Origin of the sequence: Occallatibacter savannae (genome assembly GCF_003131205.1) — a bacterium.
Classification (GTDB): domain Bacteria; phylum Acidobacteriota; class Terriglobia; order Terriglobales; family Acidobacteriaceae; genus Telmatobacter; species Telmatobacter savannae.
On the sequence record NZ_QFFY01000005.1, the window covers coordinates 474,581 to 500,527 of the forward strand.

Here is a 25,947-nt window from a genome sequence, read left to right on the forward strand (position 1 = left end):
GCTTCTGAGAGTGAGTAATTTAGCGGGAGTAGTTCAGTGGTAGAACGTCAGCTTCCCAAGCTGAATGTCGCCAGTTCGATCCTGGTCTCCCGCTCCAATCCTTTTCGGACAAACTCGCTCGCCACGCGTTCCCCCGCAATTCCAGAGCGGTGACCTACCCGAGCGTTGCGGAGGTACTTCGTGACACGCCGGATACATGCGCCCCAATCTGAGCGCTGTCCCAGTGAGATTCGTTCTGCCTGTTCTTGAGGTCCGAGAATCCATCTTTAAAGATAGATACCCAGCTAACAACAACTACGCTTGCGCAGCCGACAAGTCCAATAAAGAACATCGCGGTTACTATGCGCTCCGAAAAAATGATCAGTGCATGAGCCATACCGAAGCGCATTAGAACGGAGGGCCCGTAAAGATGTTATGAGTTTCGTGCTCTTTTCTGGCTATACAAAGGTATAGCTTGTTCCGCGTATCCCTCCTCAGTAGATTGCGAATACGCACTCGTCCATCGTCTCGCTGAATGGCAGTGGCTCTCCCCAAGTCTGCGGTTTCTGATCGCAGAACTTCATTTGCACCGAGCAGATTACGAGAGCGGAGGACTCAGTACCGTCCGGCAGTTCGGCTGAAGGCAACAACACCAAAACAATCGGAGGAGCTACACGATGAAATCCATTGTGCGGCGAGGGAGATCCCTATCTTTTTCGCAGAAGCTGACGCGGCTCGCAGAACGCTTGCGTCAACCCCGGTGGCAAAAGTATGGCGCCACCATGCTCGTCGGCAAACTCGCCGGCGTCGGACTCACGCTGCTGATCATGGCCGGCATGACGGCCGTGTTCTTCGCGAAGGTCTACGCTGCCGACACGCCGATGAAGGCTGCGGACGTGATCAACCCCATCAACACCGCATGGACGCTCATCGCTGCCTTCCTCGTTTTCGGCATGCAGGTCGGCTTCACCATGCTGGAAGCCGGCTTCTGCCGCTCGCGTGAAACCGTGAACGTGCTGATGGAGTGCATCGTCGATACCTGCCTCTGCGGCATTCTCTTCTATGCCATCGGCTTTGCATTCATGTTCAGCCATGGCAACGGCTTTATCGGCTACCACTGGTTCTTCCTGCAGGATGCGCCTGAGACGTACGAGTCCACCGGTGTCGCGTTCCTTGCGGTCTGGATCTTCCAGTTCGCGTTTGCCGATACCTGCTCGACAATCACGTCCGGCGCCATGATCGGCCGTACTGGATTCATCGGGGACCTGCTCTACTCGCTCGGTGTTTCCGGATTCATCTATCCAATCATCGGCCACTGGGCGTGGGGCCCGGATGGCTTCCTCGCCACGATGGGTTCGGCCGGTAACTTCCTTCCAAACCTTGGCACCAGCTTCCACGACTTCGCAGGATCCACCGTCGTACACACGATCGGCGGTTTCATCGCTCTTGCAGGCTCTATCGTTCTGGGTCCGCGTCTCGGACGCAAGTTCAAGCGCGACGGTGGTGCTCCGATGCTGCCGCACGACCTCACGATCGCGGCTTCCGGCGGGCTGATCCTCTGGTTCGGCTGGTACGGATTCAATCCCGGCTCGACGCTCTCCGCAATGGATCTCGCAGGTATCGGGCGCGTCTCAGCCAATACAACCCTCGCAGCTTGCGCTGCCGGGCTCACGGCAATGATGTATGCCTATTTCCTCACGAAGAAATGGGACGTCGGCTTCACCGTCAACGGATTCCTGGCGGGCCTGGTTGCCATTACATGCCCCTGCTACTGGGTCAGCCCGACCGGCTCGATCATTCTCGGCGGCATCGCCGGTGTGGTGGTTTGCCTGGGCGTCGAACTGCTGGAGTGGCTGCGAATCGATGATCCCATCGGTGCGGTTCCTGTACACGGCCTGTGCGGCATCTGGGGAACTCTTTCCCTTGGGCTTTTCGCATGCGGTAAGTACGGCGCATCTGGGCCGACCGGTCCTGACAACTCCGCTCCTCTCGCAGGTCTCTTCTACCACGGCGGACTCACATTGCTGAAGGCGCAGTTCATCGGCAGCGCCATCGTCACCACAGCAACATTCGCAGTAGCGATGGTGCTGATGTACGTCGTGAACCTGACCGGCACGCTCCGTGTGTCGGAAGAGGGCGAACTCTACGGCCTCGATCTCCACGAGCATGGCATCTCGGCGTATCCGGAGTACGTCATCTCCTCACTGGCCGCTCCGGCCGGTATGCCCAAGGACGTAACCGGCCAGTCTCTCGCCCACGATGCTCATGCCTTGCGTAGCGCCGCCACGACCGGTGACTGATGTACAGCTCAGGAAGGACCAGAGCGTAAGTGCCCTGGTCCTTCCATAACCAGAGAGCGAGGAATCCATGACAAAGCTTGAAGCTATAGTTCGTCCGAATAAGTTTGAAGCGGTTAAGGCTGCTCTCATCGAACTGGGAGTGGAAGGAATGACGGTATCGGAAGTTCGCGGGCACGGACGTCAGAAAGGCCACACCGAAGTGTTTCGTGGCCGTGAATACGATGTCGATCTGCTTCCGAAAATTAAACTCGAACTCGTACTCTCCGACGAGACCGTAGAGAAAGCGATTGAAGCCATCTCGAATGCCGCCTACACCGGCAAAATCGGAGACGGCAAAATCTTCCTCTACAACGTGGGAGGCGCCATACGCATTCGCAGTAAAGAACGCGATCTCGCGGCGATCTGAGGAAGCCTGAGTGCTTCTGTTGCCCGGCCAAAACTACCGAGCGCGCCATGCCCGGCAACTCACCCAATTCGACCCAGTCGGGACACTACCCATGTCTTATGCGAGTCCTATTCCCCCCTGTGAACTCGATCCCCAAGACCTGGGTTCGCAGGGTAGTTCAAGGCTGACGCAACAGTTCTGCCGCGTCAGCCGTTTCGTTCGCGAATTCAAAACAGAATTGCGGTTCGGAAGACTCTCCCGGTCTCCTCTCTACCTTGAACGTTTGCTGATCAAAGACGGAACCGCCGAATGCGACTGCGTCGCGCGCAATCCGGACCCGTGGGACGTCGATTTGGCACGCGAGATCAGCAGGAGGCATGCCGCCCTGCAGGCGCTTCGGGATGCGATCGATCTGCGCGCCCTTTTGTTCGCGAGCCTGCCGGAACTGAGCAGAGCGCGGGTGCGGTTCTACCGTGCTTCTTACAATCAGTTTCGCGAACTGATCATCGTCGGCAATCTGCGTAGCCAGGATAGCTCTCATCGAAGCGTCCATTCCTTAGCCATGAGGGCAAAGCTCGTTGGCCTTCGCTTCGAGTTGGACAATGGCTTCCTGCGCAGGCTTCCGCGCGAAGAGCAGTTCGGTTTCGGCGACTAGGTTCCAACCCACGAAGCGAACTTCACCTGTTCGCATAATTTCACTAGATCGGCCAGCGAACCTGCCTGCATGCCGTCCATCACTCGGCGGCGGTGCACCTTCACCATGATCTCGCTGATGCCGAGTTCCGCCGCGATCTGCTTGTTCAGCAGGCCCGCCGTCACCATAGCCATCACCTGCTTCTCACGATCGGTCAGCGCGTTGATTCTCGCCTGAATGCCTTCCAGCGTCGCCCTTTCACTCCGCCGCTCAGCATCAATCGCGAATGCTTGCTGTACAGCCTGGAGTAGTTCTTCTTTTTGGAATGGCTTGATGAGAAATTCGATCGCTCCCGCCTTCAACACTTTTCGCACCATCGCCATGTCGCCATGCGCCGTCATGAAGATGATCGGCAGCTCGCAACCTGAGCGACGCAGTTGATCCTGAAATTCGGGCCCGCTGATCCCCGGAAGGCGCGCGTCGAGAAGAATGCAGCCAGCGAGCGCAGTTCCTATCTCTTCTCGAAACTGCTCGGCAGATGAATAACACCTTGCACCGATGCCGATGGCGTCAAGCAGGTTCAGGAGTGCATCGCAGATGGATGCATCGTCGTCGATGATGTGCACGATCTGATCGACGGAGCTTGTCATCCCCTTGTCCGCACCGTGAACTGAAGTGTCGCCCCGCCGAGTTTGTTCTCGTACGCCGAGATTCGGCCGCTGTGCGCTTCAACGATACTTCTGCAGATTGCCAAACCGATACCGGTTCCGTTCTTCTTCGTTGAGAAGAATGGCTCAAAGATGTTCGCGACGATCTCCGGAGCGATTCCGGGCCCTGTGTCGCTCACGATCACAAGTACTTCATCTTCGCTTGCGGCGCGCGTAGAAAGTTGAACGACGCGCTCTTTCCGCGATCCCGCCATCGCTTCAATCGAATTTTTGGCAAGGTTCAGAATGACCTGCTGGATCTGGATCGGATCCATTTCGATATCGGACAGTTTATCTTCAAGATCAAGATCCATCTGGACCCCATGTCTCGCCGCATCGTCGCGAAGCAGGCGCGCGGAGTCCTGGATTAGCCGGTTCAGATCTGTTGCAACTCGTACCGGTTCGTCCGGGCTGAACAGCGAACGAACCCGCTTGACCACCGCGCTGGCCCGCGTGCTCTCCTGCACAATCTTTTCCGCCGTCGCGGATACCTTCTCGAGATTCGGAGGTGTGGAGGCTGCCCATTCGCGGCAGGCATATGCGTGTGTCAGCAGCGCCGTCATTGGCTGATTGAGCTCGTGCGCTATCGAGACAGCGATCTCAGACATGCTCAGATCCCGAGAGATGCGCGAGAGCCGCTCCTGTCGTGCGGTGAGCGACTGTTGCTCGCGTTCATGCTCCTCGATGTCGATGTGCAGACCATACCAGCGAACGATCCTTCCGTTTTCGGCGCTCTGAGGAAACGCGCGAATCAGAAACCATCGTGATTCCTTCTGTGCATTCAACACTCGAGCCTGAACTTCAAGCGGGGTTCCGGTTTCGAGCGCCTGTTGCCAGGTTTCTCTTAAGACAATTGCGTCGCGAGGATCGAGAGCGCGAAAAAGGCCTTCCTTCAGTAGCTTCTCCTCCGGAGATCCGAGGTACTCGCGAAGATTCTGATTGACATATTCGATTGCCCCGCTGGCATCGGCTCGCCATATCTGTTGAGGGATAGCTTCCGTCAGCAGTCGTAGCTCCCTCTCGCTCCGCTGGATTTCACGGGTTGATTGCTCGAGTTCTGCGGTGCGCTCCTGTACGCGCGTTTCCAGCAGATCGCGCGCCTGCTTTACCTGCGTCTCTGCGCGCTTCCGGGCTGAACTGACGAAGCTCATGGTGATCGCGAACAGAATGAACGCAGCCAGGAAACTCTGCGACTCCGCTGCAACAGAGATGGAATAGAACGGTGGGATGAAGAAGTATGTGACGAGCAGAGAAGATAGAACCACCGCAATTACCCCTGCGATGCTGCCGCCGAACCATGCGCTCCCCATGATTGCGCCGAAGAAGAGGAAAACAAAGGGGTAATCGATGAGGTGCTGCAGCGGAAACGTCCACAGCAGGGCTACGAGTACGAAGACAACCGCGATTCCAGCCGGCTTTAATCCGTACTCAAAGGCCAGCGCCGAAACAGCGCCGGATCGCGGCTCGCCCATAACAAGATGCTAGGGACAGGATCGAGTCGAATCAATGGTTTCGGCATAAAGATAGATCCCTGCATGAAAGCTCAAACGAACAGCAGGCTGACGGATCTTCTTAACGTGAGATTTACCAGAGGTTTGTACTCTTCAATCATAAGCAGCAAACCAGGGCCGGAGCCTTTATCAACAGGAATTGCAGTCCGGACCTTCAAGTTTGTTCGAACTTGTGACAAATGACGATTGACATCGGTTTTGGCAGGCCCGTAGGGTATTGCAGAGCTTTCCCGTGACGAAAAAGTCATCTTCGGGCTGGTAGCGAGTTCTGGCATGTGGATCCCCTTGTCTACGCGCCCTTGGACCCCCACCAGTAGAGGTTCTGGAAACATCACGCAACACACTTTAGGAGCAACATCGTGAGACGCAAACACTTCCTTGTAGTTCTACTTCTGCTCATCTGCGCGTCAGTCGGCTGGGCTCAATTTGAGACCTCTGCTGTCCTTGGTTTCGTCCGTGATTCGAGCGGAGCACCAATCGCAAATGGTAAGGTGACGCTCGTCAACGTCAGCACCGGAGCGACCATCGCAGCGACCACTGACAACGATGGCCACTTCCAATTCCCCGACGTGCACGTCGGCCGATACAAGGTCAGCGCTTCTGCTCCTGGGTTCAGCGATTCCGTGACCGACCCCTTCGCAGTAAACGTCAGCACACGCCAGCGCGTCGACGTCACGCTCAAGCCCGGCAGCGTTGCCGAAACTGTGGTGGTATCCGGCGCCGCGACTCAACTGGAGAGCGAGACCTCCTCGACCGGAACCATGATCTCCGAGACACAGGTGCACGACCTGCCCCTCAATGGGCGAGCCTACGGCGATCTCATGTCGCTCGCACCCGGCGTTCGCCGCAACAATCTCGAGAATCAGTCCGTGACCAGCCGCGATGCTTCGTACAACGTGAACGGTCAGCGATCCGAGTTCAACAACTTTCTGCTCGATGGCTTGGATAACAATGCGTACGGCACGTCCAATCAGGGCTTTTCCAACCAGGCAATTCCGCCGTCTCCTGACGCGATCAATCAGTTTCGAGTGGAGACCAACAATTACTCCGCGGAGTTCGGCCGCGCGTCCGGCGCCGTGATCAATGTTTCGATCAACAGCGGCACCAACCAGGTGCACGGCAAGCTTTGGGAATATCACCGCAATACGATTTTCAATGCGATCGGACCCTTTGCGGCACCGACGAATAAGCTTACGGGCAAGGCACAAAAGCCCATGCTGATCCGCAACCAGTTTGGCGGCGACATCGGTGGCCCGATTCTGCGCGATAAGCTGTTCTACTTTGCGGACTATGAGGGCAACCGACAGGTGCAGGCGCAGTACGCGGCCGCAACGGTGCCGACCGATCTGCAGCGTCAGGGCATCTTCCAGACCACTACAGGAGCCCCGGTTCCGCTACGCAATCCGATCACCGGTACGGTGTACGCAAACGGCGTTGTCCCGCAGTCGGATTGGACACCGCTGGCACTTTCGGTTATCAACGCGCTTCCTTCGCCCAACGTCGCTGGCTTCTCCAATAACTATGTCTCGTTCCCACGCGCAACGCTGACAGATAACAAGGGCGATGGCCGGCTCGACTACATCATGAGCACCAAGACGACGATTTTCGGCCGCTTCAGCGATCACAAGGGTGACATTGTCGACGCAACTTCGATTCCCGGTCCTGCCGGCGACGGCGGCAACGGTACAATTCACGCGTACAACCAGCAGATTGCTTCCGGTGTGACCCATGCCTTTGGGCCGAACTCAACCCTTGATGCTCGCATTGGGTTTACGTGGACGCACGGCGGAAAGGCTCCGTATCTTGCCGGTCAGGAGAGCCTCAATGTGCAGGCGGGCGTTCCGGGCCTTCCCACTGACAAGACAGTCGTTCGCAGGCTCAGCAATGAGAGCGTGAAGAACTTCAGCACCTGGGGCGCACAGACATCGAATCCGCAGTTCCAAAACCCTTTCGTGATCAACCCAAAGGTGAATTACGGACTGATCAGGGGACGCCACAGCATGAAGTTCGGCTGGGAGTATCTCTCGATCAACACCCAGGTGGATGACTTCAATCCTGTCTACGGTGGCGAAACATTCAACCAGGGATTCAGCCAGAATGGCGGAGGTACAAGCGACGCCGGCGCGGGGACTGCCGCTTATCTCACGGACTTCCTCACGGGCGCGCGCGACAGCTATCAGCTCAACAACTTCCGCATTGTGAACTATCACCAGCAGATGAACTACTTCTATGTGCAGGACGACTGGAAGCTTTTGCCCTCGCTCACGGTCAATGCGGGTCTGCGGTATGAACTGGTAACACCGCAGTATGTTGACGGCAATCACCTGGCGAACTTCGATCCGACAACCAACACGCTGATCCAGGCTTCGGGTGGCTCACTGTACAAGCGCGCTCTCGTCAACACGCCGAAGACAGATTTTGCGCCGCGCATCGGTATCGCGTGGCAGGTCGATCCGAAGACCGTTGTGCGTTCTGCATACGGCATCAGCTACGACCAGTTCAACCGTGAGGGCGGTGAAAACCTGCTTGCCTACAACGGCCCCTACATCATCAACTCGGCTGTAAACCAGGTGGCGCCCTTCGCCTTTACGGGAACCAAGCAGCCGCTCTGCACAGGCGACAATTACACCAACTGCTTTCGCACGGTGATGCAGGGCTACCCCTCGAACTTCGTGGCGGCCAGTAACTTCAACACGCTGATTGCACAGACTCGATATATCCCGAAGAACATCCCTACGGGGTATGTTCAGGCATGGCACGTGGATTTCCAGCATGAGCTCGGGCACAACAGCGTTTTCACAATCTCCTATGTCGGCGAACACGGTGTCCACATCTGGGTGCTTGCCGATCTAAATCAGGCAGCGGCAAACGCGGCGAAAGGCACGCTGAGCGTACAGGCTCGTCGACCGATCGCGACCTTCACCACGATCGAAGAATCCATTCCCGCGGGGTTCCTTAGCTACAACGGACTGCAGGGCAAATTCGAGCACCGTTACGCGGGCGGCATCTATCTGCTTAATTCCTTCACATGGTCGCACGCGATCGACAATGCGTCTGGCCACCTGGACACGCCCAACGGTGACAATTCGCGCGTGAACCTGGCCAACCTCGACGGAGAACGCGGACAGTCTGCCTATAACCAGCCGATCAACAACACGCTGAGTCTCGTCTGGGACCTTCCCCTCGGCAACGGTCGCCGCTTCGCCGCCGGCATGCCGCGCGCTGTCGATACAGTGCTCGGCGGATGGCAGCTTACGGCCATCAATACAGACACCAGCGGTCAGCCATTCAATCTCACGTACAGCCCTTCTGCTGCTTTCCAGCTCAGCCCGTTGCTGAACCAGCGGCCCAATCAGAACGGCAACGCCATCAACCCGGCAAGCAGTTGGGTCAAGACTGCCTCAGCTCTGAACGGATACCTGAGCACAACTGCCGTCACGCTGCCCGGCGATCCATCGCACCCCTACGGAACCGCGAGACGCAATTCGCTGCGCGACATGACCTTCAACCAGTTTGATCTTGGATTGCATAAGAGCTTCCGCCTGTGGAATGAGCACTCCTCGTTCGATCTGCGCGGCGAAGCGTTCAACGTGCTGAACAAGGTCAACTACACAGCTCCAAACTCGAATCGCAGCTCAGGCAGCTTTGGCTCGATCACCGGTTATTTCCCGCCTCGTCAGCTTCAGGTCGCGGGCAAACTCAGCTTCTAACCTGGAGAAGTTTGCATGGCGCATCTCACACGTCGCAGCTTCGGCGCACTCACCGCCGCGGCCCTCACCGCAAATCTCACGCGCTCGCTCTGGGCGCGTGAGGTTGCGCCACAATCCGGCAGCCGCAAATTCTATATCGCACTCATCGCAGACACACACATCATCGACGACTTCTACGTGAAGGGCAGTGAAAACGGAGTCGAAGATAACGAAAGCATTTTGCTTACAACGCCGCGTCTGATCGCTGCCCGCGACTTCATCAACTCGCTCAATCCCGCAATCGAGCAAGTCTTTCTCCTTGGCGACTACTTCCACAACTACCCGTCACAGGATTACGACTTCTACTTTAAGAACAAAACCCGACTGGACAACGCGAAGGCGATCACGGATCAGTTCAAGATGCCGGTCCACATCGGCTGGGGTAATCACGATTATGACGTGCGCCGCGTGCCGCGCGAGATGAGCCATAAGCTCTTCAAGGCTAAGTTCAACACTGAACCGTATTGGGCGTTTGACTACAAGGGCTACAAATTTGTTCACCTGAATAACTTTTTGGGATCAACCCAGGACAACAAAGCGCCAAATTTCAACCCGAGTATGGGAAGTCTCGGGGAGGAGCAACTCCAGTGGTTCGAAGCGCAGCTTGCGGAAGGTAAGCCCACATTCGTCTTTGTTCATTACCCGCTGATCGCGGTGCAGGATGTCGAGTTCAAGGACTTCGGGTTGCATCCGCTGCTTCGCAAACATCAGGACACGATCCAGTTGGTTGTTTCCGGGCACGTGCACAAGTGGGTCGACTTCGCCCATACCTACGGACCGCAGCACTACATCATGGCCGCCACGCGATACGATCCGAACGCGTACATGCTGCTCGAGATTGATCCCGACCAAGGCAGCTGGCGCTTTCTGAACGCAGGCTTGGTCCAGTGGTCCACGCACTACAGCAAACCCTATCACTCATCTTGAGGTTGGGGGAGCGCTTGGGCAGTAGCGCCCTCCTCCCGCTCGACCGCGATCTGGTCCTCGTTCTAGCTATCCTCCGAGCGCCCGAGCGACCGCATATACTCGTATTCACTGCAGTGAGACATCTGGCCGCACAACCGAATCCTCCTTCGCGCGAACGTTCGCGCTGGTACTTCGCCAGGCTCGCGGTAAGCGCGGTTTTGCTCCTACCGGCGATCTGGTTCACTTGGCAGACGGTTGATGGCTTGAGTCAGCGCCGCGATCTTCGCGTCGACTTGGCCGAGTTGCAGCATGTGCGGTACGGCATCTTGAGCGCAGACCGGTGGCGGGGCATCATCGGACCCATTCTGAATGCGCAGGTAGACAAGCTTGATCTTCAGGCGCAGAGCAGGGGCCTTCGGCCCATGGTTGAACACTCGCTCAACAACCTCCTCGATAACATCCAAAAGCAGATGACCGCACCAAAGCCGGCTGCGGGGAAGCCAGCGACCGGAGTGAGTGCGAAGCCCGCGGCTCCCGGGTTCGCCGCTCCGCCGATGCTGGTAAACATGATCGTCAATTCGCTGCGTCCGCATATTCCGGAGTACACAAATGTTGTGATGGCCGAGATAGCGAAGCCACAGAACCAGAATGCGTTTAAAGAGTCTATACGCACAGTGCTGAACGATGCGGTGAAGAACACGTTCAGTTCAGTTGACATGACGACGTACAACGCCATTCTGAGGCGGTACGGCTGCGCAAACGGCGCAGAGTGTGAACCGATCCTGAGCAGTCGCATCCAGCAGGCTGACGGGCAATTGACCAGGGACTACATCGTCGTCCTCGCATCGGCGGCGCTGGCGTTCATTTTGCTCGCCGCCACGCGCGCGCCTCTGTCGCGAAGTGCGGTTGTGGTGCTTATGCTGTTCTGCCTGGCCATGCTTGTGGGCGGTGTTTTGAGCCCGATGCTTGAGGTGGAAGTGCGCGTCACCAGGCTCGATGCGACACTGCTCGGCTCGCCTATCGAGTTTCGAGACCAATCACTTTACTACCGCAGCAAGACGGTGCTTGAAGTTTCGCGAAGCCTGTTGGAGATGCGCCGTCCCGCGATGTCGATTGTCGCGGTGCTGGTGATCCTATTCAGCGTAGTGTTCCCGGCTCTGAAGATGCTTGCCTTGAGCGCCTCGCTGTTTCGTCCGTCGTTATTGCGCAACAGCCGCATCGTGACGCTGCTTGCCTTCGACCTTTCGAAATGGTCGATGGCCGACGTAATGGTGCTCGCGATCTTCATGTCGTTCATCGCCTTCAACGGAGTGATCGAGAGCGGAATGGGCGGCATACGGTCGCAACCAGCCATCCAGCAACTGGTGCTTCCTACAGACAGCTCGACCATCCTGCCCGGCTACTATCTCTTCATCGGCTTCTGCATCTCGAGCATCTTGCTCTCGAAGAAGCTGGAGCGGGGGATCGCGTCGCGTGCCTCTCAACGTGAACCACTTATCGACTCAGGCATTTCGGCCTAGCGCGTCTCTTCCGCCTTCACGACGAAGTACGTCACTGTATCGCCATCTGCGACAAGCGTCTGGTGCGGCATGCCCGCAGGAATGTGGACGACGTCCCCGGCCTTCACCTCCTCGCGCGTCCCACCCTCTACGGACTTGCCGCGAATCTCTCCGGGTCCGACGATCTTCTGATCAACGACGCTGCCGCCTGTCACGACAGTCGCGCGTCCATCGAGGATGACGAACATGTCGGCGAAGTTCTGATGCAACTCGCCCCCACCGCTCTTCTCGCGAAAAGCGAGCATGGTGTAATGATGAGGGTACTTCTCGAGGGTCTCGCTTGCGGAGCCATCGCCCCTTGCAGCTTCTTGTTCGAGGTGTTTCGCGCGTTCCAGTAGCTGTGCTTTAGACCAGTGATCCAGTTTCATTGTTTGCGCCTGTGCTCCCACCGTACTAAAAACGAGAACTGAAGCCAACAGCTTTACAGTTGCGAATCGCATCTCGACCTCCGGCAAAGATACCGCCAGTTGGAAGAATACAGATCCGTGCCGGTTCGGCGACAGCTACTCCAATCCTGCAAGTTCGCGCGCCCGCATGAAGATCTTCAGGAACATCACCTTCGTCAGCTTGCCGGTGTTGGTGTTCTGAAGTGACGGGTGATAGCTGGTGAGTGCCTTGATTCCGCTGGGCAGCGTGAATTCGTTGCCATGACCAAAAGGGAATTCGGCGCGAAGTAGACGCGCGCCCACTCTCTGCTCGTGGGCGAGCAGGCCGTCGAAAGCAATGCGTCCCAGACAGACGACCACGCGAAGGTTCCTGAGAAGGGTCATTTCCTGGTCCAGCCAGGGAGCGCAGTTGCGCAACTCTTCCGGAGTCGGCTTGTTTCCCGGTGGAGCGCAACGTCCCACGGACGTAATCCAGAGGTCGCGGAGCTTCATGCCATCGTTCAGGGACATGGCCTTCGGCTGAGAAGCAAATCCTGCATCGTAGAGAACCGGGTACAGAAAGTCGCCCGATCCATCACCCGTGAATGGGCGTCCCGTTCGATTTGAACCATGTGCTCCGGGAGCGAGTCCCAGAGCGAGCACGCGAGCTTCAGGATCCCCGAAAGACGGCACCGGCCGTCCCCAATACTCCCAGTCCATGTAAGCGCGGCGCCGCACGCGCGCGACCTCCGTGCAGTGCGCCCGCAGGCGCGGACAGAGATCGCATTGAACGATGCGCGCGTTCAGCGCTTCGAGCGTTTTCGGGGGAGAAACCATTTCTTACAGGTTATAACGATCGGTGAATCGCGATTTGGCTCACACTCGATGAGCTTTTCACAACCTCGTCTTCACCCAGATCGCTGCATCGGATAGCATGTGTCACACGGAGAGCTATTGCGATGAAACCAGCGAACATTCTTGTTCTGGCCGGCGACTTTGTCGAGGACTACGAGATTATGGTGCCCTTCCAGGCGTTGCAGATGGTCGGCCATACCGTTGATGCCGTCTGCCCCGGCAAGAGGAAGGGCGAACAGGTCCGCACCGCGATTCACGATTTTGAAGGCGATCAGACGTATTCGGAGAAGAGAGGACATAACTTCACGCTGAATGCCACGTTCGCCGAAGTAGATCCGGCCACGTATGACGCTCTTGTCGTCCCGGGCGGCCGCGCACCGGAGTATCTGCGGCTGAATGAGAAGGTCCTGGATGTAGTTCGGCATTTCGACAGAGAAGGGAAGCCCATCGCGGCGCTCTGCCACGGTCCGCAATTGCTGGCGGCGGCCGGCGTACTGAAAGGCCGCAAGCTGAACTGTTATCCCGCATGTGCGCCGGAGATCGGGCTGGCGGGAGGCACATTTGTTTCGCTTGAGATGACGGATGCGATGATTGACGGCAATCTGGTCACGGGACCTGCCTGGCCGGCCCATCCAGCATGGCTGGCGAAGTTCCTGCACGTGCTGGCTGCCCATCTGGAGCAGGACGCGGCAGCTTAGGCAGGGAAGATCACGCCTTGGATGGCACACTGGCCTGCACTGCGCGAACCTGGCGCAGCGGCAGTGCGGATCCATTACTCAAGGTCTGCTGAATCTCCGCGATGATAGAGAGCGCGATTACAGCGGGGGTCTCAGCGCCAATGTCAAGGCCCGTGGGAGCGTGTAGATCCGCGAGCTGTTTTTCAATTTGCTCCTGCCCGTCTTCGCGGCCGAGAAGACGAAAGGCTTCCGCGAGCACTTCGCGCGTCCGCCGCTGCGGTCCGAGCACGCCGACGTAAGCAGGCGGGGTCTCACGAGCTAACAGCGAAGCGAGTATGCGGGAATCTTGCTCGAAGCTGTGAGTCACCAGGACTGCCGCGTCCGTAGACTTCAGCTCACTGAGGACAGGCGCTCTCCTCTCCGGCATTTGCTCGATCGGGAGCGTCAGGACAGAGTCAGCGGTGGGGAATCGATTACGAGTGGCGAGATGGCTTCGTCCATCCGCGACCGCGACAAACCATCCGAGCTGCCGCGCGAGATGAACGATGGGCTTTGCGTCATCTCCCGCGCCATAAATCCAGAGCCCCGGCCGCGCTGCGCGATAGTCCACCCACACTCGGGTTGTTAGATCTCCGGCTTTGACGCGCTGGTCTACGGTCTGCATGCCTTGGAGCGCCTGCAGGGCCATACCGTTCAGAGTCGAGTGAACCTCCTCTTCAGCTTCGCGAATGCCGGAATCGCGTGCGATGGTTGGACCTGCGAAAGCCCGTGTGCCGATTGCGGCACCTTCCAGGATGGTGGCAATCGCCAAGGGCGCACGCGCGTGGAATGCAGCTTCAAGCGCGCGCAACAGCGGATCCGCGGTTGCGCGACGCTCAAGCAGAACGTAGACCACGCCGCCGCATCCGGAGCCGTAGGGCATCTCGCCATCGTCTGCGACTGTGGAGTACCGTCCAATCACAGGCCCCGACTCGGTGAGCCACCAAGCCCGCTTGGCGACCTCGGCCTCGAGGCAGCCGCCGCTCACGGTTCCTGCGCGCCGGCCGTCCTTCGCAATCAGCATGCGTGCCCCGGGCTTGCGGTAGCTCGGGCCTTCAACCTCGACGACAGTAGCGAGCACATACTCCGCCCCGGCTGCTTCCAACTCCTGCCAAAGCGGGAGAATGTTTTCGAGATCCGTCATTCCCAAATAGCTTACGCCTGCAGGATTTTCGACTGAAGCAGGTCTTCAATCTTCACCGGCAGCTCACGAACGCGCACACCGGTCGCGTGATGCACCGCAGCGGTAATGGCCGCGGCAACGCCTGCAAGCCCGATCTCACCGACCCCCCGCGCACCGTACTCGCCCATTGCGGGATCTGGGTAGTCGAGGAACGTCACGTCGATCTCGGGGCTGTCTGCGCAGGTGGCCATCAGGTAATCTGCCATGCTGCCATTGATCGGCTGGCCTGTGCGCTGGTCGTGGACCGTCTCTTCCAGCAGGCCCATTCCGACGCCCATCACCACAGCGCCGGCGATCTGGTTCGCCGCAGCTTTGGGATTGATGATCCGGCCGGCATCGATAACGGTAACCACTCGGCTCACACGCAGGCGCGCGATGTCGGGCTCCCACTCAACTTCGACAAATTGCGCGCCATACGAGTGAAGCGACTTGTCTTTGGATTGCGGATCTTCCCAGGTGGGAACAGTCTTGCCTTCGGCACTAAGACCGTCAACGCGAGCGAGTTTAAGAATCTCCGCGAACTCCGGATCGCCTGCGGCAGAGTCCTTCTTGCGAATGCGTCCTTCGGCAAATTCGAGTTCCTCCGCTTTCGTCCCTTTGAGCGGCGAGCCTTCAGTGCCGGTCGAGAGAGCGATCATCTTCTTCATGGCTTCGGTGGAAGCGTTGGCGATCGCATTCAACACCGAACCTGTCACCATTGATCCGCCGGACATCGGCCCGTCGGGCAAGGCGCTGTCGCCGATGACCACGTCGATGCGGTCGAGCGGAACGCCGGTCTTCTCGTGAACGACCTGCGCAAAGGTTGTGTAAGTTCCGGTGCCGATGTCCTGCGTACCGCTGCGAACGGAGACGCGTCCGTTTGCGTGGAACTCGACATGCGCGGTGCAGGGAAGGCGCAGCGCAACCCAGCTTGCTCCGGCCATGCCCCAGCCTAGAATCTTTCCATAGCGCCGCATCGACCCGATACCAACCGTACGTTTCTCCCAGCCGAACTTCTTCGCGCCAACTTCGAGGCACTCACGATAGTGTCGCGACGAGAAGGGAATGTTCTTGTCCTCATCCTTCTCGGCGTCGTTGAGGATGCGAAGCTTCACGGGATCGATCTTGAGTTCGTCCGCCAGTTCGTTCATGGCAGCTTCCATTGCGTACAGTCCAGGAACTGCTCCAGGCCCACGCATGTACATCGGCGCGCCGAGGTTGCGGCGCACGAGTCCACTCGTGACGGACAGGTTGGCGACGCTATAGAGATATGGAGTCGCCTCCGCGCAGCCTTCATCGTAGTCGTCGAGTAGCGACGTGGAATTCAAATAATCGTGGCTCAGGGCCAGCAGCTTGCCATCCATCGATGCGCCTAGACGCATGCGCTGCTCAGTTCGCGGTCGATACCCGACACTCGAGAACATCATGCGACGCGGGAGACACAGCTTGACGGGTCGGCCGAGCTTGCACGCAGCAACGGCGTTCATTGCACAATGAGGCCAGGGGAACAGCTTGCCGCCGAATCCCGATCCCAGGAAACGCGTGACTACGCGCACGTTCTCAATCGGAATACCAAGCGTCTGCGCCATCACGACGCGGTGATTCACCACACCTTGCGTGGTTTCGAACATGGTGAGTTGGTCGCGGTCCCAAACGGCAACGGAGCCATGCATCTCAATCGGATTATGCGTCTCAATGGGGGTGACGTAGGTCTGATCGACCTTGACCGGAGCGGACCCAAAGGCGGCATCGAAATTGCCGCGGTGGCTGCCTTTCTTGCGTTCGCCGGTGAAGTCATCGAGGCTGGAGCGGAGCTTCGGCGTTTCAAGGTCGTACTCTGCGTGAATCACCGCTGCGGCTGACGTCGCCTCCTCGAATGTCTCTGCAACAACCAGTGCGACGTACTGCCCCCAATGACGGACGATGTCGTCCTCGAATGCCGGACGCACTTCGCTGTTGGTCGCGTCACCATCTCCAGGAACCGTGCGGTAAAGCTGGCCGATATTCCCCCGATGCAGCACGAGCAATACTCCCGGCATCTTTTCCGCTGCAGAGGTGTCTAGATTGCGTATACGCCCGCTGGCGATGGACGAGACGAAAGGGACCGCATAAGCCATGCCGTCGATGTGGAAGTCGGTCGCGTATTTGGCGGCCCCTGTCGTCTTCAGTGGACCGTCGATGCGCGGGGTTGGACGTCCGATAATGCCAGAGGGTGTCGTGCTCATGCGTGCCTCTTTCCGTTCTTTGATCAAGCCTCGTGGACAGTCGACTTCAACAGGTCCTCGATTCGTACCGGTAATTCGCGCACACGAACACCGGTGGCGTGGTACACCGCATCCGTGATCGCAGGCGCGACTCCAGCCATCCCAATCTCGCCGATCCCGCGCGCCCCGTACTCATTGACGATGTAGTCGGGATAGTCGAGGAAGGTGATGTCGAGGTCCGGAAGGTCAGCCATCGTGGGAACGATGTAGTCCGCGAAGTTGTTGTTAATCGGCTGGCCTGTGCGGTGGTCGTGTACTGTCTCTTCGAATAGACTCATGCCCAGCCCCATAATCACGGCGCCGAGCATCTGGTTTGTGCCTGCGCCCTTGTTGATGATGCGGCCGCAGTCGAAGACGGAGACGACGCGGCTCACGCGAAGGCGAGCAATCTCGGGCTCCCACTCCACCTCAGCGAAGTGGCAGCCGTAGGAGTGGAGCGAGTACTGCTTCGCTTTGGGATCTTCGAACGATGGCGCGGTCTTGCCGGTCGCCGTGATGCCGCTCAGGTTCGCCATCTTCAGCACCTCTTCGAAGGGGACGCCGTTTGCTGTCAGATCGCGGCTGGAGCTCATCGAGACACCGACGACCTTCGGCTGCTGATCGTTCTTCTGCATCACGCGGCCGTTGGCGATGGCGAGATTTTCAGGCTTGATGCCATGAAACGGCGAATCTGGAAGGCTGGTGGCGATGTGGAGCAGACGCGTAACAGCAGAGTTCGTCGCGGTAGTCGTTGCGGGGAGAACGGCGCTTGTGGCCATCGATCCACCAGAGGTGGGACCATCGGGGAGCGAACTGTCGCCGAGGAAGACGTCGATGCGGTCGAGCGGCACGCCGGTCGCCGCATGAACTACTTGCGCAAAGATCGTGTATGTGCCGGTACCGATGTCCTGCGTCGCACAACGCACGCAAACTCGTCCATTAGGGCAAAGCTCGACGCTGGCGGTGCAGGGGATTCGCGCGGCGGACCAGGAGGCGCTGCCGAGTCCTAGGCCGACAATCTTGCCATTGCGCCGCATCGAGCCCACTCCGGGAGTGCGGCTCTTCCAGCCGATCTTTTCCGCGCCGGTCGTCCAGCACTCCTTCAGGTGACGCGAAGAGAAGGGCAGGTTCTTGCCTTCATCGCGCTCTGCGTCGTTCTTCAGTCGGAGTTCTAGCGGATCCATCTTCAGCTTTTCAGCGAGTTCGTTCATCGCCGATTCAAGGGCGAAGAGGCCGGGGACCGCTCCAGGACCGCGCATGGGGGCGGGAGCGCCAACGTTACGGCGAACCATGCCGGTTGTGACAACGAGATTCGGCGTGCTGTAAAGGAACGGAGTCTGCTCACCGCAATGCTCGACGAAGTCATCGAGCTGCGATGTCTGGGTGAAGAAATCATGCCGGATCGCGGTCAGCTTGCCATCCTGCGTGGCGCCGAGGCGGATGCGCTGCTGCGTGCGGGGCCGATGCCCGGTATTCGAGAACATCATGCGCCGATCGACGCTGATCTTTACCGGGCGATTGAGCGTGCGCGCAGCGGAAGCGGCGATCGAAGACTGAGGCCACGGGAATAGCTTGCCGCCGAATCCCGATCCAATAAACCGCGAGATCACGCGCACGTTTTCGCGCGGGACCCCAAGCACCTGCGACATCACGACGCGGTGATTGACCACGCCCTGCGTGCATTCGTAGAGGGTGTAGTTGTCGCCGTCCCACACAGCGACGGTGCCGTGCAGTTCCATGGGATTGTGCGTTTCTACGGGAGTAACGTAGGTCTGGTCAAAGGTGACGGGCGATGATGCGAGCGCCTTGTCAGGATCGCCGCGCTTCCAGCTTTCCTGCTTCTCGCCGTCAAAGTCGCTCAGGTCCGGATTAACGTCCGGAGTCTCGGCGTCGTATTCCACCTTGATCGCGGAAGCAGCGGCCTTGGCCTGTTCCAATGTCTCGGCGACAACCGCGGCAACGAACTGACCCCAGTAGTAGACCTTATCGTCAGAGAACGGCGGGCGCGCCTCGCTGATGGTGCCGTCTGACTCATGCGGATAGAAGCGGTAGACGTTGTCGATCTTGCCGTGGTGCATGACGAGCAGCACGCCGGGCATCTTCTCCGCTGCAGAGGCGTCGATGCTGCGGATCCGGCCTTTGCCGATGGTGGCCTGCACGGCAACCGCGTGAGCGATGTTGGGGAAGTTGTGATCGACTGCGTAACGCGCCGTGCCGGTGGTCTTCAACGATCCATCGATGCGAGGCACCGCCACACCAATGATGCCCGATGCGTGAGGAAGGGAATCCGTCGCCATAAGCAACTCCATAATGCGCAACTATGCGGTTGCTGTTGCGGTTTTTAGCGAGCGCACCAGGCAGCGCTTCGCCAGTTCCACTTTGAATGCGTTGTCTTTGTGCGGCTTGGATTTCGCCAGAGCAGCCAGCGCCGCCGCTTTGAACGAGGCTTGGTTCGCGGGCTTGCCCATAAGGGCCGCTTCGGCCTCGTGCGAGCGCCACGGCTTTGTGCCGACCCCGCCCATCGCAACGCGGATGTAGCGGATATGGCCGCCCTCGACACGCGCCACGACGGCCGCTGATGCGAGCGCAAATTCGTAACTGGCACGGTCGCGCAGCTTGAGATACGTGGACTTCGCTCCCTCCACGGGCTTGGGCAGATCGACGTGCGTGATCAGCTCCCCCGGCTCCAGCGCGTTTTCGATGTGCGGTGTGTCGCCGGGCAGTTTGTGAAAATCTGCGAATGGAATTGTCCGCTTGCCTTTGGGTCCTTCGACGTGAATCACGGCTTCCAGGGCGGCCATGGCCACGCACATGTCAGAGGGATGCGTCGCGATGCACTTGTCGCTCGTGCCCAGAACGGCGTGCATGCGGTTGAAACCGTCCAATGCAGCACAACCTGAGCCGGGAGTGCGCTTGTTGCAGCCATAGCCGCCGGGAGTTCCCGCATTGGGCTCGCGGAAGTACATGCAGCGGGTGCGCTGCAGCAGGTTTCCGCCGGTTGTGGCCATGTTGCGCAACTGCGGGGATGCACCGGAGAGAAGAGCTTCAGACAGCACTGGATAGGACTTCTTCACCTCGTCGCTCCAGGCGAGATCAGAATTTCGCACCATTGCGCCAATGCGCAGGCCGCCATCGGGCAGCTTTTCGATCTTTTCGAGCGGCAGCAAGTTGATGTCAACCAGGGTCTTCGGCGTTTCGACGTGCAGCTTCATCAGGTCGACGAGGGTGGTGCCGCCCGCGATGAACTTTGCCTGCTCCGCCGAGGCTAGAGCCTTCTCGACATTCGGAGCTTTGACGTAATTGAAAGTTTCCATCTGTCAGTCTCCTCTTTAGGCCCGCGACGACCGGACTTGTTTCACGGCAGTCAGGATGTTCGTATAGGCGCCGCAGCGGCAGATATTGCCGGACATCGCCTGCTTCAGTTCGTCATCGGTCGAGCCAATTGGCTCCTTAAGCAGCGCCACTGCGCTCATGATCTGGCCGCTGGTGCAGTAGCCGCACTGGTATCCGTCGTGTTCGACAAAGGCCGCCTGCATGGGATGCAAATTGCCGGGCTGGCCGACTCCCTCGATCGTGGTGATCTCGTCGCCCTCATGCATCAGCGCAAACGAGAGGCAGCTGTTCACGCGGCGGCCGTTCACGTGCACGGTACAGGCGCCGCACTGGCCGTGGTCGCAGCCCTTCTTCGTGCCCGTGAGGTGAATGCGCTCCCGAAGCGTATCGAGGAGCGTGGCGCGCACGTCGAGGTTCTTCAGCGGGTAGTCTTTGCCGTTGACGCGCAGTGTGATGGTGTTGCCGCCGATGGCTTCTGTCTGCTCCTGCGCCGGGGCCTCAACCGGAGCAGCAGTCGCCAGCGGAGCTGCGCCGGCCAGCAGACTCGTCGCGCCGATGCCGGAGAGGAAGGTTCGACGGCTCACCCGCACCTTCGCTGATTCGAGACCGATCGGCTCGAGATCCACCGACTGCTGATCGGGAGCGAGTGGGTGGTTCGAGTGCTCGGGCGTGCGCGAGCGTAAATGCTTGAAGCGCGTGTCAATGCTGTCTGCCACAGGTCGACCTCCTCGGACAGGACTGCCATTTAATTGTTTCGGGCTACCGGCGAACGCGAACAAAAAGCATGAAAAGCGCCGTGCCGATATCCTACCCCCACGGCCTTGCAGGTGGGAATCCGGGACTTTCAGCACACGGAAATGGCTCGGATGTTTCTGCTCCACCGCAGACAGTGATGGCCCGGTCAGCCGGGCCATCGTGCTTTCATCTAGCTTGCTGTTGCCAGCTCGGTGTGCTCTTCCGGCTCAACCAGCCGCGGGCCGCCGATCCGGGTTCGATCTTCAACTGCTTTATAGTTTGCAATCTTGTGCGAAAGCAGGTCGTGCGCCTTCTGGAGCTCGGCGATCTTTTCAGCGATGCCTGTCTGGTGCTCTTCCAGCAGCTTGCGGCGCTGGAGAGAAGTGGAGTCGCCCTGCGCTCGGAGCGCTGCGTACTTCTGCATCTCGCGGATAGACATGTTGGTGGCTCTCATGCAGTGCAGAAAGTTGAGCCAGGCCTCGTCTGCTTCGGAATACCTTCGGTGACCGTTGCGCGCGCGGCCGACTGGTTGGATCAAGCCAACGCGCTCGTAGTAGCGAAGAGTGTGCGCGGTCATTCCGCAACGCTCAGCCATGGATCGGATAGTGTAACCAGCGTCTCTCATCACTTCCCACGCTACAACTTTGAGCGCACACGAAGTCAACGCCACTAGGCTCTTGAAATGAGACGTTTACGCGATCTTTATACATAGGGTCTGAGAGTAGATTTCCGCAATTTACCCCTTTTCAACGAGATAACGTTATCAGCCTCCTGCGAAGCTCGATTTTGGCTTAACAATTCTTAAGGAAGGAGCGCAACTGATAGCCTCAGCTGATCAGGTTTCAGATTCTTGTCCGAGGTGCGTGGCGGTCTCGATTCTCCACTCGTGCTCTTGGCTCTGCCGCGCATTGATCCCCTATGATCGTTGCTGAAATGAACGACGATCGCGAACGTTATGAATCGATGCTGGCCGTTGCACTCCAGGAAGCGCGCTACGGCCGATCTGAAGGTGGAATTCCCATTGGCGCCGCTCTCTTCACCCTGGATGGGAGACTCGTGAGCAGCGGGCACAATCGCCGCGTTCAGCAGGGTGACCCAACCATGCACGGCGAGACGGACGCCTTCCGCCGCGCGGGCCGGCAGAAGAGCTACCGCGATCTCATCATGGTTACGACTCTTGCGCCATGCTGGTACTGCTCCGGCCTTATCCGGCAATTTCACATCGGCAAGGTGATCGTGGGCGAGAGCCGGACGTTTTCCGGCGGTATCGAGTGGCTTCGCGAAAACGGTATCGAAGTCGTGGATCTCGACGACAGCGCCTGCCGCGAACTGCTCGAGGGCTACATTCGCGAACATCCCGAGATCTGGAACGAGGATATTGGGGAGGAGTAGTTTGGCAGTTCTATCTGCTTTACTGGAGAGATCATGGAGCGTCGCGATTTTCTAGCAGGAACTCTCGCTGCATCCGCGCTGGCCATTGCACCCGGAGCCGGCGCACAGACCCAGGACAATCAATCAAAACAGCGCGAGTACTACCAGATTCGCCGGTACTTCGTGCAGTCGGGCCCGCAGAGCTCGATGACAGAGAAGTACATCAGCGAGGCGCTGATTCCGGCGCTGGCCGGAAGGGGTGGGCCGGTTGGAGCATTCCGCCTCGATATCGGACCGGAGACGCCGACCTTTTACGTGCTGATCCCGCTGCCGTCGCCGGCGGCTGCGGCTTCTCTGGAAGTCGATCTCAATCAGAATGAGACGTACATCAAGGCGGCCGAGCCGTTCTGGAGCGCGCCCGCCTCGTCGCCCGGTTTCATTCGCGTGGAATCTTCGCTGCTGGCGGCCTTTGAAGGCTGGCCCAGGATCACGCCGCCTGAAAAGGGCAAGCGCATCTTCCAACTCCGCACCTACGAGAGCCCTAGCTTGCGAGACCACGTACGCAAGGTCGAGATGTTTCACTCCGGCGAGTTCGACATCTTCAAGAACGCAGGCTTCCATCAGGTCTTCTACGGAGACACCGTGATCGGTCCGCGCATGCCGAACCTTACCTACATGCTCAGCTTCGCGGATCACGCAGAACTAGACGCCAAGTGGGAGAAGTTCCGCAACGATCCGACGTGGAAAAAGCTCTCGTCTGATCAGAAGTATGCCTTCGAGCCGATCGTCAGCAACATCACGAACCTGATCCTCAGCCCGTTGGCAGCTTCTCAGATCTAGCGCAGACTGTTTTCGTCAAAAAGCCGCAGCCCGCTGTGCTCCAACGCGGGCTGCGAGCTTCAGCAGGCTCTCATCCTCCTCGCGACTGGCAGCGAGCTGCATCCCTCCAACTGTGCAAGGGATCGTGACAACCGGATAGCCGCCAAGGCTGAACGGAGTCGTGTACCGCAGGATCTGCTTGCGTGCGCGGCTGTGGTCTCCGCCCGCGGTCAGTCTGGCGACAGGAGACGCGGGCAATAACAAAAGCTGATGTTCACCGAGCAGTGCATCGATTCGCGCGCTAAATTCCTCGTGCTGCTCACGACGGACCCTCAGTTCCGCGTCATTGATCCCGGCTCCCCACTCGAGGCGCTCCCGAATAGCGGGCGGGAAGTGCGCGTAGTTCCCTGCGTGAATCTCCGCCGCTTCCCGCGCCTGGATCGCGGCGTAGATCTCAAAAGATGGCCGCCACCAGGACACATCGATCTTGGAACTCCTTAGGCCGAGCGCCTGCAACTCCGCAGTCACACTGCGCAGGTTCTCGGCAACGGCCGGATCGCAGTCATCCAAAAAACCTTCATCCACGACGGCAAACCTCGTGTACTCGCGGATCTCTGGCGGCTCCGACTGAGCGAATGTTTCTGCCAGCAGAGGCGCGTCTTCAAGATCGCGAAAGAGCCAACCCATCGTGTCGAATGTCTGCGAGAGATGTGCGCCTCCCCGCCAGTCTCCCCGGCCGATGGACGCCCGGTAGCCAACCAGGCTGCAAAGAGCCGCGGGCAATCGGATGGAGCCGCCCGTATCGGTGCCGATCGCAGCGAGGGCGGAACCCTCAAGCACGCTGGCAGCCGCGCCGCTTGACGACCCGCCCGTAAGAGCGTCAGCATCGCCCGGTTGCACACAGTCGCCGAAATCGGGGTTTTCGCCGGTGATCCCGAATGCGAGAGGATGCAGATGGGTCTTGCCAGTGATCACGGCTCCGCTCCGACGAAGCCGCTCGACCAGCCACGAATCGTTTGCTGCAGCACCGTTCGATACGCGGTATAACTCGACCCCGCAACTCGTAGGTGTTCCGGCCAGGTCGAACAGATCCTTCACAGAGACTGGGATGCCCCAAAGGTTCGATCTACCGTCCCCGAAGAGGCCGAGCGGTGTGGCAGCCAAGGCAGAGGCGTTCGCAGCCTCCTTCGTCGTCCATTGCGGATCTCGCCACAGATAGGTGTTCTTTCCGGCGTTCCCATTGGCGCGCGCCAGTGCTGCCTCTGCAATCAACCCGGGCGTAGTGGCCCCTGCGGCGAGTAAGGCTCGCGCTTCGCGTATTGTTGGCGGAAACTCCATGACCGGATTGTAGGTGCGGGACCCGGACCAGCCGGCATTCGTTTCTCTCCACGCGTGCACGGTACGATGAGGCAAGCCCAAACTCTTCATTGCTATGACGAAATTTGCTGAACGAGGTCTGCCGTGACCATCCGTTGGACAAAATTGCTTTTACTCGCAGCCATGGCTCTCTACTACACGCTGGTGGTTCTCAACAACCTGACTGACTTCAACTCGAATTATCAGTTCGTGAAACACGTGCTTGCGATGGACTCCACCTTCGCCGGAAATCGGGAGATGGGTCGAGCCATTCACTCGCCCGCGATCTATCTCATCTTCTACTGGACGATCATTCTGTGGGAGCTCGTCAGTACGACTCTTTTCTGGTGGGCTACAGCGAGCCTCTTTCGTGCACTTCGCAAGCCCGCGGCTACCTTCAATACACAAAAGCGCGTAGCCGTCGCCGCGCTCGCGGTGTCGCTTCTGATGTGGCTTGTTGCCTTCCTCGATGTGGGCGGAGAGTGGTTCCTGATGTGGCAATCGCCAACATGGAACGGACAACAGCAGGCGTTCCGAATGTTCGCGATTCTCGCCCTTGTGCTGCTCCTGCTCGTTCAGGCAGATCTGGATCAGCAAGCGTAAGCGCCTCGTACACTGATCCCCATGAAAGATGTCGCCGCAGTCATCATCGCCGCCGGGGCCAGCAGGCGACTCGGCCAACCGAAACAGCTCTTGACGCTGAATGGCGAAACCCTTCTTGCGAGGTGCATCCGGACGGCCCGCGCAGCGTGCGCTGGCCCTGTATTCGTGGTGCTCGGAGCACATCGGCACCAAATCGAGACGCAGGTGGATCTTTCTGCAGCCAACATCGTGGTCAACGATTCCTGGGAACAAGGGATGGCTAGTTCGATCACCGCTGGCGTCCAAGCGCTCATGGAACACGAGCCCGATGCCACCGGCGTTCTGTTGCTGGTCTGCGACCAGCCCGCGGTCACCCCTGAGCACCTGGGCCGAATGTTCCGTGCTTTCCGACAGAACCCGACCAACGTCATCGCTTCGACTTATGCGGGCAAGCGCGGCATTCCGGCCATTTTCCCGGCACAAGCCTTCCAGGATCTTCTTGCGTTGCGCGGCGATCAGGGTGCCCGTCGTCTGCTTGCTGAAGCGGACCGATCCGTCGCTGAAATTCCCCTCGAAGGTGGTGAGCTGGACATCGATAGCCCCGAGGATGCCTCCCGGCTCATAGGCCTCCCGGACCGCATGCAATACTGAATCTGCCTGCAGCCGAAATTAGCCTGCAG

The 25,947-nt window shown here is 58.9% G+C and carries 22 protein-coding genes and 1 tRNA gene; 12 read left to right on the forward strand and 11 right to left on the reverse strand.

What is annotated here, in order from left to right; genetic code table 11:
- Nucleotides 1-22 precede the first annotated feature (22 nt).
- The 4 genes from DHV10_RS20010 (at nucleotide 23) to DHV10_RS27305 (ending at nucleotide 3,319) form a co-directional block, all read left to right on the forward strand.
- Nucleotides 23-97: transfer RNA gene (locus DHV10_RS20010), tRNA-Gly, on the forward strand.
- A 559-nt stretch (nucleotides 98-656) separates the two neighbouring features.
- Complete coding sequence (locus tag DHV10_RS20015; protein WP_109488154.1) at nucleotides 657-2,279, forward strand: ammonium transporter; 1,623 nt, start codon at nucleotides 657-659, stop codon at nucleotides 2,277-2,279.
- A gap of 67 nt (nucleotides 2,280-2,346) precedes the next feature.
- On the forward strand, nucleotides 2,347-2,685 hold the full coding sequence (locus tag DHV10_RS20020) for a P-II family nitrogen regulator (protein WP_109488155.1): 339 nt from the start codon (nucleotides 2,347-2,349) through the stop codon (nucleotides 2,683-2,685).
- Between the two features lie 10 nt (nucleotides 2,686-2,695).
- Entirely contained in the window at nucleotides 2,696-3,319 is a 624-nt protein-coding gene (locus DHV10_RS27305; protein WP_162601709.1) for a hypothetical protein, read from the forward strand.
- On the opposite strand, the gene DHV10_RS20030 is transcribed toward DHV10_RS27305, so the two are convergent.
- Nucleotides 3,316-3,948 (reverse strand): response regulator transcription factor, encoded by a 633-nt coding sequence (locus DHV10_RS20030; RefSeq protein ID WP_109488157.1) that lies wholly within the window; start codon nucleotides 3,946-3,948, stop codon nucleotides 3,316-3,318. The genes DHV10_RS27305 and DHV10_RS20030 overlap by 4 nt on opposite strands.
- The gene (locus tag DHV10_RS20035; RefSeq protein WP_109488158.1) at nucleotides 3,945-5,477 is read right to left on the reverse strand and encodes an ATP-binding protein; all 1,533 of its coding nucleotides are present in this window, start codon (nucleotides 5,475-5,477) and stop codon (nucleotides 3,945-3,947) included. Before DHV10_RS20035 ends, DHV10_RS20030 begins: the two co-directional genes overlap by 4 nt.
- Before the next feature lie 398 nt (nucleotides 5,478-5,875).
- Between DHV10_RS20035 and DHV10_RS20040 the strand changes: the two genes are divergently transcribed.
- The 3 genes from DHV10_RS20040 (at nucleotide 5,876) to DHV10_RS20050 (ending at nucleotide 11,691) form a co-directional block, all read left to right on the forward strand.
- Nucleotides 5,876-9,226 (forward strand): outer membrane beta-barrel protein, encoded by a 3,351-nt coding sequence (locus tag DHV10_RS20040; RefSeq protein ID WP_239461947.1) that lies wholly within the window; start codon nucleotides 5,876-5,878, stop codon nucleotides 9,224-9,226.
- 15 nt (nucleotides 9,227-9,241) lie between these two features.
- A complete protein-coding gene (locus tag DHV10_RS20045; RefSeq protein ID WP_109488160.1) occupies nucleotides 9,242-10,192 on the forward strand; it encodes a metallophosphoesterase family protein in 951 nt (316 codons plus the stop codon).
- A gap of 113 nt (nucleotides 10,193-10,305) precedes the next feature.
- Nucleotides 10,306-11,691, forward strand: coding sequence for a paraquat-inducible protein A (locus DHV10_RS20050; RefSeq protein WP_162601710.1), 1,386 nt, complete (start codon nucleotides 10,306-10,308; stop codon nucleotides 11,689-11,691).
- Here the strand turns inward: DHV10_RS20050 and DHV10_RS20055 are convergent.
- Nucleotides 11,688-12,170 carry a cupin domain-containing protein gene (locus tag DHV10_RS20055; protein WP_109488162.1) on the reverse strand — a complete coding sequence of 161 codons (483 nt, stop codon included), beginning with the start codon at nucleotides 12,168-12,170 and terminating at the stop codon, nucleotides 11,688-11,690. The two genes, DHV10_RS20050 and DHV10_RS20055, sit on opposite strands and share 4 nt — an antisense overlap.
- Before the next feature lie 63 nt (nucleotides 12,171-12,233).
- A complete protein-coding gene (locus DHV10_RS20060; RefSeq protein WP_109488163.1) occupies nucleotides 12,234-12,932 on the reverse strand; it encodes a uracil-DNA glycosylase in 699 nt (232 codons plus the stop codon).
- 122 nt (nucleotides 12,933-13,054) lie between these two features.
- Here DHV10_RS20060 and DHV10_RS20065 point away from each other — a divergent pair, with 122 nt between their 5' ends.
- Nucleotides 13,055-13,648, forward strand: a complete 594-nt coding sequence (locus DHV10_RS20065) for a DJ-1/PfpI family protein (protein WP_109488164.1) — start codon at nucleotides 13,055-13,057, stop codon at nucleotides 13,646-13,648.
- A 10-nt stretch (nucleotides 13,649-13,658) separates the two neighbouring features.
- On the opposite strand, the gene DHV10_RS20070 is transcribed toward DHV10_RS20065, so the two are convergent.
- The 6 genes from DHV10_RS20070 to DHV10_RS20095 all read right to left on the reverse strand — a co-directional run bounded on the left by DHV10_RS20070 (nucleotide 13,659) and on the right by DHV10_RS20095 (nucleotide 21,764).
- Nucleotides 13,659-14,810 (reverse strand): XdhC family protein, encoded by a 1,152-nt coding sequence (locus DHV10_RS20070; RefSeq protein ID WP_109488165.1) that lies wholly within the window; start codon nucleotides 14,808-14,810, stop codon nucleotides 13,659-13,661.
- Between the two features lie 11 nt (nucleotides 14,811-14,821).
- A complete protein-coding gene (locus DHV10_RS20075; RefSeq protein WP_109488302.1) occupies nucleotides 14,822-17,053 on the reverse strand; it encodes a xanthine dehydrogenase family protein molybdopterin-binding subunit in 2,232 nt (743 codons plus the stop codon).
- 23 nt (nucleotides 17,054-17,076) lie between these two features.
- Nucleotides 17,077-19,368: a xanthine dehydrogenase family protein molybdopterin-binding subunit gene (locus DHV10_RS20080; RefSeq protein ID WP_109488166.1), complete on the reverse strand. Its 2,292-nt coding sequence runs from the start codon at nucleotides 19,366-19,368 to the stop codon at nucleotides 17,077-17,079.
- A gap of 21 nt (nucleotides 19,369-19,389) precedes the next feature.
- A complete protein-coding gene (locus DHV10_RS20085; RefSeq protein WP_109488167.1) occupies nucleotides 19,390-20,385 on the reverse strand; it encodes an FAD binding domain-containing protein in 996 nt (331 codons plus the stop codon).
- Between the two features lie 15 nt (nucleotides 20,386-20,400).
- The gene (locus tag DHV10_RS20090) at nucleotides 20,401-21,120 is read right to left on the reverse strand and encodes a 2Fe-2S iron-sulfur cluster-binding protein (RefSeq protein WP_239461948.1); all 720 of its coding nucleotides are present in this window, start codon (nucleotides 21,118-21,120) and stop codon (nucleotides 20,401-20,403) included.
- Nucleotides 21,121-21,329: 209 nt separating this feature from the next.
- A complete protein-coding gene (locus DHV10_RS20095) occupies nucleotides 21,330-21,764 on the reverse strand; it encodes a MerR family transcriptional regulator (RefSeq protein ID WP_109488169.1) in 435 nt (144 codons plus the stop codon).
- Nucleotides 21,765-22,057: 293 nt separating this feature from the next.
- Here DHV10_RS20095 and DHV10_RS20100 point away from each other — a divergent pair, with 293 nt between their 5' ends.
- Together DHV10_RS20100 and DHV10_RS20105 are read left to right on the forward strand one after the other, a co-directional pair.
- Nucleotides 22,058-22,531 (forward strand): nucleoside deaminase, encoded by a 474-nt coding sequence (locus tag DHV10_RS20100; RefSeq protein ID WP_239461949.1) that lies wholly within the window; start codon nucleotides 22,058-22,060, stop codon nucleotides 22,529-22,531.
- A 33-nt stretch (nucleotides 22,532-22,564) separates the two neighbouring features.
- Nucleotides 22,565-23,350, forward strand: coding sequence for an NIPSNAP family protein (locus DHV10_RS20105; RefSeq protein ID WP_109488170.1), 786 nt, complete (start codon nucleotides 22,565-22,567; stop codon nucleotides 23,348-23,350).
- A 15-nt stretch (nucleotides 23,351-23,365) separates the two neighbouring features.
- Here the strand turns inward: DHV10_RS20105 and DHV10_RS20110 are convergent, their stop codons facing one another.
- Nucleotides 23,366-24,742: an amidase gene (locus tag DHV10_RS20110; protein ID WP_162601711.1), complete on the reverse strand. Its 1,377-nt coding sequence runs from the start codon at nucleotides 24,740-24,742 to the stop codon at nucleotides 23,366-23,368.
- 48 nt (nucleotides 24,743-24,790) lie between these two features.
- Between DHV10_RS20110 and DHV10_RS20115 the strand changes: the two genes are divergently transcribed.
- Together DHV10_RS20115 and DHV10_RS20120 are read left to right on the forward strand one after the other, a co-directional pair.
- A complete protein-coding gene (locus DHV10_RS20115; protein WP_109488172.1) occupies nucleotides 24,791-25,288 on the forward strand; it encodes a DUF2165 family protein in 498 nt (165 codons plus the stop codon).
- Between the two features lie 21 nt (nucleotides 25,289-25,309).
- Complete coding sequence (locus DHV10_RS20120) at nucleotides 25,310-25,918, forward strand: nucleotidyltransferase family protein (RefSeq protein WP_109488173.1); 609 nt, start codon at nucleotides 25,310-25,312, stop codon at nucleotides 25,916-25,918.
- Nucleotides 25,919-25,947 lie beyond the last annotated feature (29 nt).